This is a genomic window from Pseudomonas fildesensis (assembly GCF_001050345.1).
Classification (GTDB): Bacteria; Pseudomonadota; Gammaproteobacteria; order Pseudomonadales; family Pseudomonadaceae; genus Aquipseudomonas; species Aquipseudomonas fildesensis.
Genome location: NZ_LFMW01000002.1, coordinates 303,651 through 318,615, shown reverse-complemented (window position 1 = coordinate 318,615; position 14,965 = coordinate 303,651). Strand labels below are relative to the sequence as shown.

Below are 14,965 nucleotides of genomic sequence, written 5' to 3'. Positions count from 1 at the left end.
CACCTCAGATATTCAAAAGGCGCTAGATAGTTGAACGCACACCCACCCCAAAAAAAAGCCCGCTGTGTGGGCGGGCAAAAAACCAACGAAGAGCTTTGGGGGTATGAAGCGAGGTGACGACTCAACTGCCGCGATAGGTGGAATAGCTGTAAGGCGAAATCAGTAGTGGGACATGGTAGTGATCCTGTTCGGCGCAGATACCAAAGCGCAGTACCACCACGTCGAGGAAAGCCGGCTCTGGCAGCTGCACGCCACGGGCGCGGTAGTAGTCGCCGGCGCTGAATTGCAGTTGGTACACGCCGCTGCGGTAGTCGTCGCCTTGCAGCATCGGCGCATCGCAACGGCCATCGCTATTAGTCACGGCGGTAGCCACCAGGTCCAGTTGCGCGCCTTCGACGCGGTACAACTCGACCTTTATGTTACTGCCGGGGCAGCCGTGTGCGGCGTCCAAAACGTGTGTGGTCAAACGTCCCATGGCGTCTACGCGCCTCCTGAAGTCAGTAGAAGAGAAACCTGCACTTTTTCAGGGCATCGAAAAAGCCGGTGATGATTGATTAAGACACTTTTTAAAAAAATTGTACACAATAAATTCAACAGGACAATTGGATGCCAGCTACAGCGTTTCTGTAGGAGCGAGCTTGCTCGCGAAAATCGTCAACGCTGACGCAGCGCGTCCGGCTTACCGTGGCGCTCTCGGGTTTTTCGCGAGCAAGCTCGCTCCTACAACAGACGAGTGTTTATTTTGATTTAGCTGACCAGTCAGGCAGGTTTCTTGCAATGGCTTACAAGCAGACCGTTTAGAAAAAATGCAGAAATCCAGGCTTACAAACTCAATGATAAGTTGTATACAATCACTCATCGCTACTCCGACGAACAAGAAGGAAGACTGCAGTGAGCGCTGACTACCCACGCGACCTGATCGGTTACGGCAGTAACCCTCCTCACCCCCACTGGCCGGGCAAGGCACGCATCGCGCTGTCTTTCGTACTCAACTACGAAGAAGGCAGCGAGCGCAATATCTTGCACGGCGACAAAGAGTCCGAAGCCTTCCTTTCGGAAATGGTCTCGGCCCAACCGCTGCAGGGCGAGCGCAACATGAGCATGGAGTCGCTGTACGAATACGGCAGCCGTGCCGGCGTGTGGCGCATCCTCAAGCTGTTCAAAGAATTCGACATACCGCTGACCATCTTCGCCGTAGCCATGGCCGCCCAGCGCCACCCGGATGTGATCCGCGCGATGGTCGCCGCCGGCCATGAAATCTGCAGCCACGGTTACCGCTGGATCGACTACCAATACATGGACGAGGCTCAGGAGCGCGAGCACATGCTCGAAGCCATCCGCATCCTCACCGAACTGACCGGCGAACGCCCGTTGGGCTGGTACACCGGGCGCACCGGGCCCAATACCCGGCGGCTGGTGATGGAGGAAGGCGGCTTCCTCTACGACTGCGACACTTACGACGACGACCTGCCCTACTGGGAACCCAACAACCCCACCGGCAAGCCGCACCTGGTGATCCCCTACACCCTCGACACCAACGACATGCGCTTCACCCAGGTGCAGGGTTTCAACAAGGGCGACGACTTTTTCGAATACCTCAAGGATGCCTTTGACGTGCTGTATGCCGAAGGCGCCGACGCACCGAAAATGCTCTCCATCGGCCTGCATTGCCGCCTGATCGGCCGCCCTGCACGCCTGGCGGCCTTGAAGCGTTTTATCGAGTACGCCAAAGGGCACGAGCAGGTGTGGTTTACGCGTCGCGTCGACATTGCACGTCACTGGCACGAAACCCACCCGTACACGGGAGCGGCGAAATGACCTCCTTCCAGACCCTGAAGCCGTCGACGTTGAGCCGCGATGAATTCATCCAGGCCTTCGCCGATATCTACGAACACTCGCCATGGGTGGCCGAAAAGGCCTTCGACCTGGGCCAGGACAGCTCGATCGATGAGATCGAAACCTTGCACCAGCGCATGAGCGATATCCTGTTGAGCGCCGATCATGCCAGTCAGCTTCTGCTGGTCGTCGCTCACCCGGACCTAGCAGGCCGTGCGGCCGTCCAGGGCCAGCTTACCGCAGCCAGCACTGGAGAACAGGCTGGCGCGGGGATTCACCAATGCTCGAGCGACGAGTTTTCGCGCTTCACCGAGCTGAACGAGGCTTACAAAGCCAAGTTCAAGTTTCCCTTCATCATGGCGGTAAAAGGCAGCAACCGGCACCAGATCCTGGCCGCGTTCGAAACGCGCATTCACCACTCGGTGGAGACCGAGTTCAAATGCGCACTGGCCGAGATCAACAAGATCGCGTTGTTCCGACTACTGACCCTCTGAATGACCATCCCCAGCCACTCTATCTAAGGCAGACAAGAAGAATGAAAGCGCAACCCGTACCTTTCGAGAAGTTCGTCAACCTGGCCGACGCCCGTCTGGGCACCAAGATTCTCTCGGTGACCGATGACTGGTTCGCTGACGCCAACCGCCTGTTCCAGCCGACCCCGGCCGTGTGGAAGGAGGGCGTTTTCGATGACAACGGCAAGTGGATGGACGGCTGGGAGTCACGCCGCAAGCGCTTCGAAGGCTACGACAGCGCGGTAATCCGCCTGGGCGTACCGGGCCGAATCAAAGGCGTGGACATCGACACTTCATTCTTCACCGGCAACTACCCGCCGTCGGCCTCGCTGGAAGCCTGCTTCCTGGCTTCAGGCGATCCAGATGAAAATACCCAGTGGGTGGAAGTACTGTCGGCCGTCGAGCTGCAAGGCAACAGCCACCACTACCACGAGATCAGCAACGACCAGGCGTTCAGCCACTTGCGTTTCAACATCTACCCGGATGGCGGCGTGGCCCGTCTGCGCGTGTACGGCGTGCCGTTCCGCGACTGGTCTTCGGTGGGCGACAACGAACAGGTCGACCTGGCTGCGGCCCTTAACGGCGGCCGTGCGCTGGCCTGCTCCGACGAGCACTTCGGCCGCATGAGCAACATCCTCAACCCGGGCCGTGGCATCAACATGGGCGATGGCTGGGAAACCGCACGTCGTCGTACGCCGGGCAATGACTGGGTCATCGTCGCGCTGGGTCATCCTGGCGAGATCGAGAAGATCATCGTCGACACCCTGCACTTCAAGGGCAACTACCCGGACACCTGCTCGATCCAGGGCGCCTTCGTGAAAGGCGGCACCGACAACCAGATCGAGACCCAATCGCTGTTCTGGCGCGAACTGCTGCCGGCGCAGAAACTGGAAATGCACGCCGAACACACCTTCGCCGAGCAGATCAAGGCACTGGGCCCGATCACCCACATCCGCCTGAACGTGTTCCCGGACGGTGGTGTGAGCCGCCTGCGGGTGTTGGGCAAGGTCGCGAAGTAAGCGCTGAACCCTGTGGCGAGGGAGCTTGCTCCCGTTGGAGTGCGAAGCGCTCCCAAGATTTTAGGGCCGCTACGCAGCCCAACGGGAGCAAGCTCCCTCGCCACAAAAAGCAGAACCAACAACACAGAACTCGGATAAGAGACAGCCATGCGCACACTGATGATCGAACCCCTGACCAAAGAAGCCTTCGCCCCTTTCGGAGACGTTATCGAAACCGATGGCAGCGATCACTTCATGATCAACAACGGGTCGACCATGCGCTTTCACAAGCTGGCAACGGTAGAAACCGCACAGCCTGAAGACAACGCGATCATCAGCATCTTCCGCGCCGACGCGCAGGACATGCCGCTGACCGTGTGCATGCTGGAGAGACACCCGCTGGGCAGCCAGGCCTTCATACCGCTGCTCGGCAACCCCTTTCTGATCGTGGTCGCGCCACTTGGCGATGAACCTGTATCAGGCTTGGTCCGCGCCTTCGTCACCAACGGCAGGCAGGGCATTAATTACCATCGCGGCGTCTGGCACCACCCGGTGCTGACGATCGAAAAGCGGGATGACTTCCTGGTGGTTGATCGCAGTGGCACAGGCAATAACTGCGATGAGCATTTTTTCAAAGAGGATGAGCGGTTGATCCTCGCCCCCCACCAATAAGAGAAGGCCGGATCACCCGACAACAAGGGTGACAGGCGAGAGGTAAAGACTGTGGAAGCACATCTGTTGGAATGGCTGAACCTTAGCGTGCGCTGGGTTCACATGATCACTGGCGTCGCCTGGATCGGCGCTTCGTTTTACTTCGTCTGGCTGGAAAACAACCTTAATCGCGTCAACCCCAAGAACGGCCTGGCCGGTGACTTGTGGGCGATCCACGGTGGCGGTATCTACCACCTGGAAAAATACAAACTGGCCCCGCCGACCATGCCGGACAACCTGCACTGGTTCAAATGGGAAGCCTATTTCACCTGGATGTCGGGCGTCGCGCTGCTGTGCGTGGTGTTCTACCTCAACCCGACGCTGTACCTGCTCGCCCCCGGCAGCAGCCTCAGCGGCACCGAAGGCGTATTGCTGGGCATCGGCTCACTGTTCGCCGGCTGGTTCATCTACTCCTTCCTCTGCGACTCGGCCCTGGGCAAGCGCCCTGCCCTGCTCGGGTTGATCCTGTTTGTGCTGTTGATCGCGGCGGCTTACGGCTTCAGCAAAGTGTTCAGCGGCCGTGGTGCTTACCTGCATGTGGGTGCAGTGATCGGCACCATCATGGTCGGTAACGTGTTCCGCATCATCATGCCGGCCCAGCGTGCGCTGGTGGCAGCAATCGCGGAAAACCGCACGCCCGATCCGGCCCTGCCGGCCAAGGGTTTGCTGCGTTCGCGGCACAACAACTACTTCACCTTGCCGGTGCTGTTCATCATGATCAGCAACCACTTCCCGAGCACCTACGGCAGCCAATACAACTGGCTGATCCTGGCCGGGATCGCGGTGGCAGCGGTGCTCGTGCGGCATTACTTCAACACCCGGCATAACAGCCAGAAGTATGCGTGGACCTTGCCGGTAGGCGCGTTGGCGATGATCTCTCTGGCGTATGTCACCGGGCCCAAGCCTGTTGCGGAAGTGGCCAAGGCTCCCGCTGCCATCGAGTACCAGCCGTTGCCGGAAACAGCGCTGGGCGGTGGTTTGAAACCGGCTGCTCCCGCCGCGGCACCTGCGGCTGCCCAGGCCACCACCGACTTCGGGCAGGTGCACAGCGTGATCGAACAACGCTGCACCGTGTGTCATTCGGCCAAGCCGACCAGCCCGCTGTTCAGCACCGCACCGGCTGGTGTGATGTTCGATACGCCGACGCAGATCCAGCAGCAGGCGGCGCGCATTCAGGCGCAGGCCGTGGCGAGCCAGATCATGCCGCTGGGCAACATCACCCAAATGACCCAGCAGGAGCGGGATTTGATTGGGACCTGGATCAATCAGGGGGCGCGTACCAATTAACTGATTCACAGCGTTCCAATGTGGGAGGGAGCAAGCCCCCTCCCACATTGGGCCTGTAGTGTTTTGAAGATTGAGTTCCAGCCGGCAACTGAATGCCAAACAACACAAAAATAAAAAAGATCCGAGGTGGTGCATGTCCGAGTTAGTCGAACCGCAGATTCCTGCCGCACCCGCCATGGTGCGGCTGCCCCTCTTGCAACTGATTCTGGTAGGCCTGCAACACGTCTTGCTGATGTACGGCGGCGCCGTCGCCGTGCCCCTGATCATTGGCCAGGCCGCCGGCCTGAGCCGCGAAGAAATCGCCTTTCTGATCAACGCCGATCTGCTCGTAGCCGGCATCGCTACCCTGGTGCAGTCGTTCGGCATCGGCCCGGTGGGCATTCGCATGCCGGTCATGATGGGCGCCAGTTTCGCCGCCGTCGGCAGTATGGTCGCCATGGCCGGCATGCCCGGTATCGGTTTGCAGGGCATCTTCGGCGCGACCATCGCCGCCGGGTTCTTCGGCATGCTGATCGCGCCGTTCATGTCCAAGGTTGTGCGCTTTTTTCCGCCCTTGGTGACCGGCACCGTGATCACCGCCATCGGCCTGTCGCTGTTTCCGGTCGCAGTGAATTGGGCCGGTGGTGGCAGCGCCGCTGCAAGCTTCGGCTCGCCGATTTACCTGGCCATTGCCGCGCTGGTGCTGGCGACCATCTTGCTGATCAACCGCTTCATGCAAGGCTTCTGGGTGAATATCTCGGTGCTGATCGGCATGGCGCTGGGTTACAGCCTGTGCGGCATGATCGGCATGGTCGACCTCAGCGGCCTGGCCCAGGCGCCATGGGTGCAGGTAGTCACGCCGCTGCATTTCGGCATGCCCACGTTCGAGTTGGCGCCGATTTTGTCGATGTGCCTGGTAGTGGTGATCATCTTTGTCGAATCGACCGGCATGTTTCTCGCGCTGGGCAAGATCACCGGCCAGGAGGTCACACCAAAGATGCTGCGCCGAGGCTTGCTGTGTGATGCCGGCGCGTCGTTCTTCGCCGGTTTTTTCAACACCTTTACCCACTCCTCGTTCGCGCAGAATATCGGCTTGGTGCAAATGACCGGCGTGCGTTGCCGCTCGGTGACGATCATGGCCGGCGCCTTCCTGATTGTGCTCAGCCTGTTACCCAAGGCGGCGTTCCTGGTGGCGTCGATTCCACCGGCGGTACTGGGGGGCGCGGCGATTGCGATGTTCGGCATGGTCGCGGCCACGGGTATCAAGATCCTCCAGGAAGCCGACATCGCCGACCGCCGCAACCAGTTGCTGGTGGCGGTGAGCATCGGCATGGGCCTGATCCCGGTGGTGCGCCCGGAGTTCTTCGCGCAACTGCCACTGTGGATGAGCCCGATTACCCACAGCGGAATTGCCATGGCCACCCTCAGCGCGCTGTCGCTGAACGTACTGTTCAACATTCTCGGTGGTTCCGAACGACCCGCAGTCGCCCATACACATTGATTCCTTTGTTAGTAAAACAATAACAACAAACAAGGAACGTCCACATGCTCACCCTTCACCAGGGGCCGGCCACACGCCGTGCCCCATTCTCGCCCTACGCGCTCTGTTACAGCGCACTTGAGCCCAGGCCTGGGAGCCAGTATTCTCCGCGCCCGCTCGAATCGACTCAAAAAAAAACAGCGAATGTAAAAGCTGACTGCAAGGCCAACTTACCCAGGCCTCATGTCTGCTGCCGAAGTGCGCAAACGTCCTCTGAATTCGACTGCATCCACTGCAGCCGACGGGGATTTTTTGGCTTTTTAAACACATTGGCGCAGCTCTTGCTAAAAGCATTAAAGCTGACCGAACAGACGATTTTTGCAGCGAACCAAAAGGCGCCACACCAGAGCGCCTGCGTAGAAGAAAAACCATAAAACTTTAACTCGGGAGCAACCGAATGAAACCTATGTTCAAAGGCCTGATGCTGGCGGGATCCCTGCTGGCCGGTGGCCAAGCCGTGGCCGGTGATTTGTTGCAGTGGCAGAACAACAGCCTGACTTACTTGTGGGGCAAGAGCTTTACCGTCAACCCGCAGATCCAGCAAACCGTGACGTTTGAACATGCCGACGCGTGGAAGTACGGCGACAACTTCTTCTTCCTCGACCGCATCTTTTATAACGGCAAGGAAGACGGCAACGCCGGCCCGAGTACTTACTACGGCGAGTTCAGCCCGCGGCTGTCGTTCGGCAAGATTCTGGACAAGGACCTGTCATTCGGCCCGATCAAGGATGTGCTGCTGGCCTTCACTTATGAGTTCGGCGAAGGCGATAACGAGTCGTACCTGGTGGGCCCGGCCTTCGACTTGAACATCCCCGGTTTCGACTACTTCCAGCTGAACTTCTACCAGCGCCAGACCGAAGGCAATCGCCCGGGTGACGGTGTGTGGCAGATCACCCCGGTATGGTCGTACACCATTCCCGTGGGCAACTCCGATGTGTTGATCGACGGTTTTATGGATTGGGTGGTCGATAACGACAAGAACGCCCGTGGCACTTACCACGCCAACCTGCACTTCAACCCGCAGGTTAAATATGACCTGGGCAAGGCGCTGCACTGGGGCGACAAGCAGCTGTATGTCGGCTTTGAATACGACTACTGGAAGAACAAGTACGGGATCGAAGATTCCGGCGCGTTCAAGACCACGCAGGACACGGCGAGCTTCCTGGTCAAATATCACTTCTAAGCGTTCGCACTCCCCACTGCTGGAGCGAGGCGGACGGCTAGTCCTTGCTCGCGAAGAACCTGAGCGCGCCGCGTTTATTCAGGATTAATGCGGCGCCCTTGCGTTCTTCGCGACGTCCGCCTCGCTCCTACAGTTGGTTTATGCCAAGCCTAAGAACCGCTTGAGCTCTTCGCGCTTGGCCAGCGCATCCTTCCTGCCCAACTCAATCAACTCGCTGCAATACCCCGCCTCGAACAGCAAGTAACTCAACACCCCCGCCCCGCTCGTCTTGGTCGCCCCTGGCCCACGCAAAAACAAGCGCAACGCCGCTGGCAATTCCTGCCGATGCCGGGCCGCGATTTCATCGATCGGCTGGCTCGGTGCGATCACCAACACTTCCACCGGCGCCAACCCCCGCGCCGCGCTGTCGGCGGGTTGGTAATGGCTGAACTGGTTCAGACGCTCCAGCAGCTCGATATCACTTTCCAGGCTGTCGATGAAGGTGCTGTTGAGCATATGCCCGCCGATCTGCGCCAAGGTCGGCTCCTGGCCCGTATAGGTGCGCTGTATCGCCGGTTCGTTGCCCCGTGGGTTGCCGCTGACGCCGACCACCAGCACGCGCGTGGCCCCCAGGTGCAACGCCGGGCTGATGGGCGCGGATTGGCGTACGGCGCCGTCGCCGAAATACTCCTGGTCGAGTTTGACCGGGGCAAACAACAAGGGGATCGCCGAACTGGCCAGCAAGTGCTCGACGCTCAGTTGCGTGGGTACACCGATACGACGATGGCGCAACCAGGGATCGATGGTGCCGCCGCCTTGATAGAAGGTCACCGCTTGCCCGGACTCGTAACCGAAGGCCGTCACCGCCACGGCATGTAGATGCTTGTGCCGGATGGCCTCGTCGATACCGGCCAGGTTCAAGCGGTCCTGCAGCAAGTCGCGCAACGGCACGCTATTGAGCAAGGCCACAGGCACTTGGGCGCCGATGCCGAGCAGGCTGTGAATAAAGAAGCGGCTCGCCTGGCGGATAACTCCAGGCCAGTCACTGCGCAGCACCAGATGGCTGCGAAAGCCCTGCCAGAAGGCGGTAAGACGTTGGATAGCTGCGGTGAAGTCCATGGCGCCACTGGCCAGGCTTACCGCATTGATCGCGCCGGCCGACGTGCCGACAATCACCGGAAAAGGATTGGGTGCCCCCGGTGGTAACAGCTCGGCAATCGCCGCCAACACACCCACCTGATACGCCGCTCGCGCCCCGCCGCCGGAAAGAATCAAGCCTGTAACCGGTTCAGCTGGGTGCATTGCGTCACTCCATATGGGGGGCAGAGGTCGGTGTTATCGACGGCGCTTTTCGTAAATTTTGGGTTCGCCCGCCGGCCGGCTTTTGAAGCGGCGGTGAGTCCACAGGTATTGCTCGGGGCATTCACGCACCGAGGCTTCGACCCACTGATTGATGCGCAGGCAGTCGATCTCGTCGGATTCGCCGGGGAAGTCAGTCAGCGGCGGATGGATCACCAAGCGGTAGCCGCTACCATCGGCCAGGCGCTCCTGAGTGAACGGCACCACCAGCGCTTTGCCCAGGCGAGCGAACTTGCTGGTTGCGGTCACGGTGGCAGCCTGAATACCGAACAACGGCACGAAGATACTTTGCTTGGCGCCGTAGTCCTGGTCCGGCGCGTACCAGATCGCCCGGCCGGCACGCAGCAACTTGAGCATGCCGCGCACGTCTTCACGTTCAACTGCGAGGGAGTCGAGGTTGTGGCGCTCGCGGCCACGGCGCTGGATGTAGTCGAACAGCGGGTTGCCATGCTCGCGGTACATGCCATCAATGGTGTGTTTCTGCCCGAGCAGCGCCGCACCGATTTCCAGGGTGGTGAAATGCAGGGCCATGAGGATCACGCCCTTGCCGTCCAGCTGCGCCTGCTTGAGGTGCTCAAGCCCTTCGACATGGGCCAGGCGGGCCAGGCGCTGACGCGACCACCACCAGCTCATGGCCATCTCAAAGAAGGCGATTCCGGTGGAGGCGAAATTTTCCTTGAGCAAATGTTTGCGCTCTTTGGCGGACTTTTCCGGGAAGCACAGTTCCAGGTTAACCGCGGCAATGCGGCGACGTTCGCCGGCGACACGGTACATGCCCGCACCCAGCAGGCGACCAATCACCAGCAGCGCGCGGTACGGCAGTTGCGTAACCAGCCACAGCAGGCCGAGTCCCAGCCATAACAGCCAAAAACGCGGGTGAAAAAATACAGCACGAAAACGCGGGCGATCCATTACAGATTCCGGTAAAGACAGGGTCGCGCATTCTACAACGGTTCGACTCGGCTTGCGGCCAGTGGATGTTCTCGCTATAAGTCTCGACACTTTTCGTGACAAGCCGTTTTTGCCGACCATGAGCCAAACCGAACCGCTAGACCAAGATCCCGTGTTCCAGCTGAAAGGCAGCATGCTCGCCATCACCGTGCTGGAACTGGCCCGCAACGACCTCGACGCCCTGGATCGCCAGCTCGCCGCCAAGGTCGCCCTGGCGCCGAATTTCTTCAACAATGCCCCGCTGGTACTGGCCTTGGACAAACTGCCCGCCGGCCAAGGCGCCGTTGACCTACCCGGCCTGATGCGCGTCTGCCGCTCCCATGGCCTGCGCACGTTGGCGATTCGCGCCAGCCGTATCGAAGACATTGCTGCGGCCATCGCCATTGAACTGCCAGTACTGCCGCCGTCCGGCGCGCGTGAGCGTCCGCTGGAACCTTTGGTCGGCGAAGTGAAGAAAAAACCGGAAAAACCGCCGGAGCCGAAGATCAAGCCTACAAAGATCATCACCTCACCCGTACGCGGCGGGCAGCAAATTTACGCCGAAGGTGGCGACTTGGTGGTGATCTCTTCGGTCAGCCCGGGGGCGGAACTTCTCGCCGATGGCAACATCCATGTATACGGCCCGATGCGCGGCCGTGCCCTCGCCGGCATCAAGGGTGATACCAAGGCCCGTATTTTTTGCCAGCAGTTGAGCGCTGAGCTTGTGTCCATCGCAGGCCAGTACAAGGTTTCGGAAGATTTGCGCCGTGATCCGCTGTGGGGGGCCGGGGTGCAGGTCAGCCTGTCGGGCGATGTGTTGAACATCACACGTCTTTAACGGATACTGCCGCATTTTCCAAGCATCTCTAGGCTCTGATAGCACAGCGAAACCGGCAAGACTTGCGTAGGAATAATTGAAAGTTGGCGTTTCCCCTACGGAAACCACATCTTTTTCCTACAACAGCTGCCCCCCTGTGGCGAGTTCCAAGAGATGTTTTTCAGGGACTGAAAGGTCCTTTTTCCTTAGGGGTGAAACACCTTGGCCAAGATTCTCGTGGTTACATCCGGCAAGGGTGGTGTGGGTAAGACCACCACCAGCGCCGCTATCGGTACCGGCCTCGCTCTGCGCGGCCACAAGACAGTTATCGTCGACTTCGACGTCGGTTTGCGTAACCTCGACCTGATCATGGGCTGCGAACGCCGCGTGGTGTACGACTTCGTCAACGTGGTGAACGGCGAAGCCAACCTGCAACAGGCCCTGATCAAGGACAAGCGCCTTGAGAACCTGTATGTACTGGCCGCCAGCCAGACCCGCGACAAAGAAGCGTTGACCAAGGAAGGCGTAGGTAAAGTCCTCGCTGAACTGAAAGAAACCTTCGAGTACGTGGTGTGCGACTCCCCGGCCGGCATCGAGACCGGTGCTCACTTGGCGATGTACTTCGCCGACGAAGCCATCGTGGTGACCAACCCGGAAGTGTCTTCGGTACGTGACTCGGACCGCATGCTCGGCCTGCTGGCCAGCAAGTCCAAGCGCGCCGAAGACGGCCAGGAGCCGATCAAGGAACACCTGCTGTTGACCCGCTACAACCCGGAGCGCGTCAGCAAAGGCGAAATGCTCGGTGTTGAAGACGTCAAGGACATCCTGGCCGTGACCCTGCTGGGCGTGATTCCAGAATCGCAAGCCGTACTGAAAGCCTCAAACCAAGGCGTTCCGGTGATTCTCGACGACCAGAGCGATGCCGGCCAGGCATACAGCGATGCCGTCGATCGTTTGCTGGGCAAGACCGTGGAACATCGCTTCCTCGATGTACAGAAGAAGGGATTCTTCGAGCGTATCTTTGGAGGCAACTAAACAATGAAATTTCTCGACTTCTTTCGCGCCAACAAAAAGCCAAGTACCGCGTCGGTAGCGAAAGAGCGTCTACAGATCATCGTGGCGCACGAACGCGGCCAACGCAGCACGCCGGACTACCTGCCAGCCTTGCAGAAGGAATTGGTCGAGGTGATCCGCAAGTACGTCAATATCGGCAACGATGACGTGCATGTCGCTCTGGAAAATGACGGCAGTTGCTCGATTCTGGAACTCAATATCACCCTGCCTGATCGTTGATCGAAAAGGCGGCTGCCACGGCGGCACGTTTACCCGCGACAATCGATTTATCGGTTGCCACGGGTAAACGTGTCGCCGTTGGCGTTTGTTACGAGGCTGTTTAATGCCGTTGTCCAACATCCACATCCTCTATCAGGACGACGCTGTCCTGGTGGTGAACAAGCCGACCCTGCTGCTCTCGGTGCCTGGCCGCGCCGACGATAACAAGGACTGCCTGATCACACGCCTGCAGGAAAACGGCTACCCCGAAGCGCGCATCGTCCATCGCCTGGACTGGGAAACCTCAGGGATCATCCTGCTCGCGCGGGACGCCGACACACACCGCGAACTGTCCCGCCAGTTTCACGATCGTGAAACCGAAAAGGCCTACACCGCCTTGGCGTGGGGCCAACCGGAACTGGACAGCGGCAGCATCGACCTGCCCCTGCGCTACGACCCGCCGACCAAGCCGCGCCATGTGGTCGACCACGAATTCGGCAAGCACGCGCTGACCTTCTGGAAGGTGCTGGAACGCTGCGCCGACTGGTGCCGCGTGGAACTGACACCGATCACCGGGCGTTCGCACCAGCTGCGCGTGCACATGCTGTCGATCGGCCATCCGTTGCTGGGCGATGGTTTGTACGCCCATGAACAGGCCCTGGCCGCGTGGCCGCGCCTGTGCCTGCATGCGAGCATGTTGAGCTTCACCCATCCGCAAAGCGGCAAGCGTTTGCGCTTCGAGTGCCCTGCACCGTTCTGACCGACAAAACCGGGTACCTGCAGGAGCGAGCTTGCTCGCAAAAATCGCCAACGATTACGCGGGCATCCTGAATGCACACGGCGTTCTCAGGTTTTTCGCGAGCAAGCTCGCTCCTAGAATGAATCGGTCGGGCCAATACGGTAAACTCCGCGCATTGCTGTCTGGAGCTATTTATGCGCGAAGCGTTGAATCAAGGCCTGATCGACTTCCTCAAGGCCTCCCCTACTCCTTTCCATGCCACTGCCGCCCTCGCGCAGCGCTTGGAAGCGGCCGGTTACCAGCGTCTCGACGAGCGCGAAACCTGGACCACCGAAGCCAACGGGCGCTACTACGTCACCCGTAACGATTCCTCGATCATCGCCTTCAAGCTCGGCCGTCACTCGCCGCTGCAGGGCGGGATTCGCCTGGTCGGCGCCCACACCGACAGCCCTTGCCTGCGGGTCAAGCCCCAGCCCGAGCTGCAACGCCAGGGCTTCTGGCAGTTGGGCGTGGAAGTCTACGGCGGCGCGTTGCTGGCGCCGTGGTTCGACCGCGACTTGTCCCTCGCCGGCCGCGTCACCTTCCGCCGCGACGGCAAGGTCGAAAGCCAGCTGATCGACTTCAAGCTGCCCATCGCCATCATTCCCAACCTGGCCATTCACCTGAACCGTGAAGCCAACCAGGGTTGGGCGATCAATGCCCAGACCGAGTTGCCGCCGATCCTCGCGCAATTTGCCGGTGACGAACGCGTGGACTTCCGCGCCGTGCTCACCGAACAACTGGCACGCGAGCACGGGCTGAACGCCGACGTGGTGCTTGACTACGAGCTGAGCTTCTACGACACCCAGAGCGCAGCGGTGATTGGCCTGAACGGCGACTTCATCGCCGGCGCTCGCCTGGACAACCTGCTGTCGTGCTACGCCGGCCTGCAAGCCTTGCTCACCAGCGAGACCGAAGAAACCTGCGTGCTGGTGTGCAACGACCACGAAGAAGTCGGTTCCTGCTCGGCCTGTGGTGCTGACGGTCCGATGCTGGAACAGACCCTGCGCCGCCTGCTGCCGGAAGGTGATGAGTTCGTACGCACTATTCAGAAATCGCTGCTGGTGTCTGCGGACAACGCCCACGGCGTGCATCCGAATTACGCGGAAAAACACGACGCCAACCACGGCCCGAAACTCAACGCAGGCCCGGTCATCAAGGTCAACAGCAACCAGCGCTACGCCACCAACAGTGAAACCGCCGGGTTCTTCCGCCACCTGTGCATGGCCCAGGAAGTGCCGGTGCAGAGCTTCGTGGTGCGCAGCGACATGGGTTGCGGCTCGACCATCGGCCCGATTACCGCCAGCCACCTGGGCGTGCGCACCGTGGACATCGGCCTGCCGACGTTCGCCATGCACTCCATCCGTGAACTGTGCGGCAGCCATGACCTGGCCCATTTGGTCAAAGTGTTGGGCGCGTTCTACGCGAGTCGCGATTTGCCTTAGGAAGGTGTTCTGTAGGAGCTGACAAGCCAGCTCCTACAGAAAATTCCGCAGCTGACACATATCAACTCCACCTCCCGCAATCCGGCCTAGACTTGTCAGTCTTCCCACTTCGACAAGGCCGTCGCACCATGATCTCCATGTCCTCGTTCCACGCCATGCTTATCCCCATCATCATCGGCATGATCCTGCTGGCTGTGGGCTTCAACTTTCGCGACAAACCCGTCGGTGTGTTCGGCATGTGGGTCGGCATGCTGCTGATCCTGGGCACCGTGGTTTACAAGATCCTCGCCAAACTGGCGGAATGACAAATGCACTCGCATTGGGCATAGCGGCCTCGTA

At 59.9% G+C, this 14,965-nt stretch carries 17 protein-coding genes; 14 read left to right on the top strand and 3 right to left on the bottom strand.

Features of this window, described 5'->3' with window-relative positions; all coding sequences use genetic code 11:
* Nucleotides 1-121: 121 nt before the first annotated feature.
* On the bottom strand, nucleotides 122-475 hold the full coding sequence (uraH, locus tag ACR52_RS04690) for a hydroxyisourate hydrolase (protein WP_048721022.1): 354 nt from the start codon (nucleotides 473-475) through the stop codon (nucleotides 122-124).
* A 416-nt stretch (nucleotides 476-891) separates the two neighbouring features.
* Between uraH and puuE the strand changes: the two genes are divergently transcribed.
* The 8 genes from puuE (at nucleotide 892) to ACR52_RS04655 (ending at nucleotide 8,046) form a co-directional block, all read left to right on the top strand.
* Entirely contained in the window at nucleotides 892-1,818 is a 927-nt protein-coding gene (puuE, locus tag ACR52_RS04685; RefSeq protein ID WP_048721020.1) for an allantoinase PuuE, read from the top strand.
* Complete coding sequence (uraD, locus tag ACR52_RS04680; protein ID WP_048721018.1) at nucleotides 1,815-2,330, top strand: 2-oxo-4-hydroxy-4-carboxy-5-ureidoimidazoline decarboxylase; 516 nt, start codon at nucleotides 1,815-1,817, stop codon at nucleotides 2,328-2,330. Before puuE ends, uraD begins: the two co-directional genes overlap by 4 nt.
* Nucleotides 2,331-2,371: 41 nt before the next feature.
* Nucleotides 2,372-3,367 carry an allantoicase gene (gene alc / locus ACR52_RS04675; RefSeq protein WP_048721016.1) on the top strand — a complete coding sequence of 332 codons (996 nt, stop codon included), beginning with the start codon at nucleotides 2,372-2,374 and terminating at the stop codon, nucleotides 3,365-3,367.
* 147 nt (nucleotides 3,368-3,514) lie between these two features.
* A complete protein-coding gene (locus ACR52_RS04670; protein WP_048721015.1) occupies nucleotides 3,515-4,018 on the top strand; it encodes an ureidoglycolate lyase in 504 nt (167 codons plus the stop codon).
* 51 nt (nucleotides 4,019-4,069) lie between these two features.
* Nucleotides 4,070-5,344, top strand: a complete 1,275-nt coding sequence (locus ACR52_RS04665) for a urate hydroxylase PuuD (protein ID WP_048721013.1) — start codon at nucleotides 4,070-4,072, stop codon at nucleotides 5,342-5,344.
* A gap of 133 nt (nucleotides 5,345-5,477) precedes the next feature.
* Nucleotides 5,478-6,824, top strand: a complete 1,347-nt coding sequence (locus tag ACR52_RS04660; RefSeq protein ID WP_048721011.1) for a nucleobase:cation symporter-2 family protein — start codon at nucleotides 5,478-5,480, stop codon at nucleotides 6,822-6,824.
* A gap of 44 nt (nucleotides 6,825-6,868) precedes the next feature.
* Nucleotides 6,869-7,237 (top strand): hypothetical protein, encoded by a 369-nt coding sequence (locus tag ACR52_RS30150; protein WP_152687585.1) that lies wholly within the window; start codon nucleotides 6,869-6,871, stop codon nucleotides 7,235-7,237.
* Nucleotides 7,238-7,260: 23 nt separating this feature from the next.
* Complete coding sequence (locus tag ACR52_RS04655; RefSeq protein ID WP_048721009.1) at nucleotides 7,261-8,046, top strand: outer membrane protein OmpK; 786 nt, start codon at nucleotides 7,261-7,263, stop codon at nucleotides 8,044-8,046.
* Between the two features lie 138 nt (nucleotides 8,047-8,184).
* Here the strand turns inward: ACR52_RS04655 and ACR52_RS04650 are convergent, their stop codons facing one another.
* Both ACR52_RS04650 and ACR52_RS04645 read right to left on the bottom strand, forming a co-directional pair.
* Nucleotides 8,185-9,327: a patatin-like phospholipase family protein gene (locus ACR52_RS04650; RefSeq protein ID WP_048721007.1), complete on the bottom strand. Its 1,143-nt coding sequence runs from the start codon at nucleotides 9,325-9,327 to the stop codon at nucleotides 8,185-8,187.
* A gap of 33 nt (nucleotides 9,328-9,360) precedes the next feature.
* A complete protein-coding gene (locus ACR52_RS04645; RefSeq protein ID WP_048721005.1) occupies nucleotides 9,361-10,296 on the bottom strand; it encodes a lipid A biosynthesis lauroyl acyltransferase in 936 nt (311 codons plus the stop codon).
* A gap of 118 nt (nucleotides 10,297-10,414) precedes the next feature.
* Between ACR52_RS04645 and minC the strand changes: the two genes are divergently transcribed.
* From minC to ACR52_RS30890, 6 genes are all read left to right on the top strand, one after another.
* Nucleotides 10,415-11,152 carry a septum site-determining protein MinC gene (gene minC, locus ACR52_RS04640; protein ID WP_048721004.1) on the top strand — a complete coding sequence of 246 codons (738 nt, stop codon included), beginning with the start codon at nucleotides 10,415-10,417 and terminating at the stop codon, nucleotides 11,150-11,152.
* A 201-nt stretch (nucleotides 11,153-11,353) separates the two neighbouring features.
* On the top strand, nucleotides 11,354-12,166 hold the full coding sequence (minD, locus tag ACR52_RS04635) for a septum site-determining protein MinD (protein ID WP_048721002.1): 813 nt from the start codon (nucleotides 11,354-11,356) through the stop codon (nucleotides 12,164-12,166).
* A 3-nt stretch (nucleotides 12,167-12,169) separates the two neighbouring features.
* Nucleotides 12,170-12,424 (top strand): cell division topological specificity factor MinE, encoded by a 255-nt coding sequence (gene minE / locus ACR52_RS04630; RefSeq protein WP_003175252.1) that lies wholly within the window; start codon nucleotides 12,170-12,172, stop codon nucleotides 12,422-12,424.
* A gap of 103 nt (nucleotides 12,425-12,527) precedes the next feature.
* Nucleotides 12,528-13,163: a pseudouridine synthase gene (locus tag ACR52_RS04625; RefSeq protein WP_048720997.1), complete on the top strand. Its 636-nt coding sequence runs from the start codon at nucleotides 12,528-12,530 to the stop codon at nucleotides 13,161-13,163.
* A gap of 173 nt (nucleotides 13,164-13,336) precedes the next feature.
* The gene (locus tag ACR52_RS04620; RefSeq protein ID WP_048720995.1) at nucleotides 13,337-14,626 is read left to right on the top strand and encodes a M18 family aminopeptidase; all 1,290 of its coding nucleotides are present in this window, start codon (nucleotides 13,337-13,339) and stop codon (nucleotides 14,624-14,626) included.
* Between the two features lie 128 nt (nucleotides 14,627-14,754).
* The gene (locus ACR52_RS30890; protein WP_173439185.1) at nucleotides 14,755-14,931 is read left to right on the top strand and encodes a hypothetical protein; all 177 of its coding nucleotides are present in this window, start codon (nucleotides 14,755-14,757) and stop codon (nucleotides 14,929-14,931) included.
* Nucleotides 14,932-14,965: the final 34 nt, after the last annotated feature.

What these genes read in the sequence shown, in the direction of transcription:
- ACR52_RS04650 (WP_048721007.1), bottom strand. Translation starts at nt 9,327, where the DNA reads ATGCACCCAGCTGAACCGGTTACAGGCTTGATTCTTTCCGGCGGCGGG.
- minE (WP_003175252.1), top strand. Translation starts at nt 12,170, where the DNA reads ATGAAATTTCTCGACTTCTTTCGCGCCAACAAAAAGCCAAGTACCGCG.
- uraD (WP_048721018.1), top strand. Translation starts at nt 1,815, where the DNA reads ATGACCTCCTTCCAGACCCTGAAGCCGTCGACGTTGAGCCGCGATGAA.
- ACR52_RS04670 (WP_048721015.1), top strand. Translation starts at nt 3,515, where the DNA reads ATGCGCACACTGATGATCGAACCCCTGACCAAAGAAGCCTTCGCCCCT.
- ACR52_RS04645 (WP_048721005.1), bottom strand. Translation starts at nt 10,296, where the DNA reads ATGGATCGCCCGCGTTTTCGTGCTGTATTTTTTCACCCGCGTTTTTGG.
- ACR52_RS30150 (WP_152687585.1), top strand. Translation starts at nt 6,869, where the DNA reads ATGCTCACCCTTCACCAGGGGCCGGCCACACGCCGTGCCCCATTCTCG.
- ACR52_RS04625 (WP_048720997.1), top strand. Translation starts at nt 12,528, where the DNA reads ATGCCGTTGTCCAACATCCACATCCTCTATCAGGACGACGCTGTCCTG.
- ACR52_RS04655 (WP_048721009.1), top strand. Translation starts at nt 7,261, where the DNA reads ATGAAACCTATGTTCAAAGGCCTGATGCTGGCGGGATCCCTGCTGGCC.
- alc (WP_048721016.1), top strand. Translation starts at nt 2,372, where the DNA reads ATGAAAGCGCAACCCGTACCTTTCGAGAAGTTCGTCAACCTGGCCGAC.
- ACR52_RS04660 (WP_048721011.1), top strand. Translation starts at nt 5,478, where the DNA reads ATGTCCGAGTTAGTCGAACCGCAGATTCCTGCCGCACCCGCCATGGTG.
- ACR52_RS30890 (WP_173439185.1), top strand. Translation starts at nt 14,755, where the DNA reads ATGATCTCCATGTCCTCGTTCCACGCCATGCTTATCCCCATCATCATC.
- ACR52_RS04620 (WP_048720995.1), top strand. Translation starts at nt 13,337, where the DNA reads ATGCGCGAAGCGTTGAATCAAGGCCTGATCGACTTCCTCAAGGCCTCC.
- minC (WP_048721004.1), top strand. Translation starts at nt 10,415, where the DNA reads ATGAGCCAAACCGAACCGCTAGACCAAGATCCCGTGTTCCAGCTGAAA.
- uraH (WP_048721022.1), bottom strand. Translation starts at nt 475, where the DNA reads ATGGGACGTTTGACCACACACGTTTTGGACGCCGCACACGGCTGCCCC.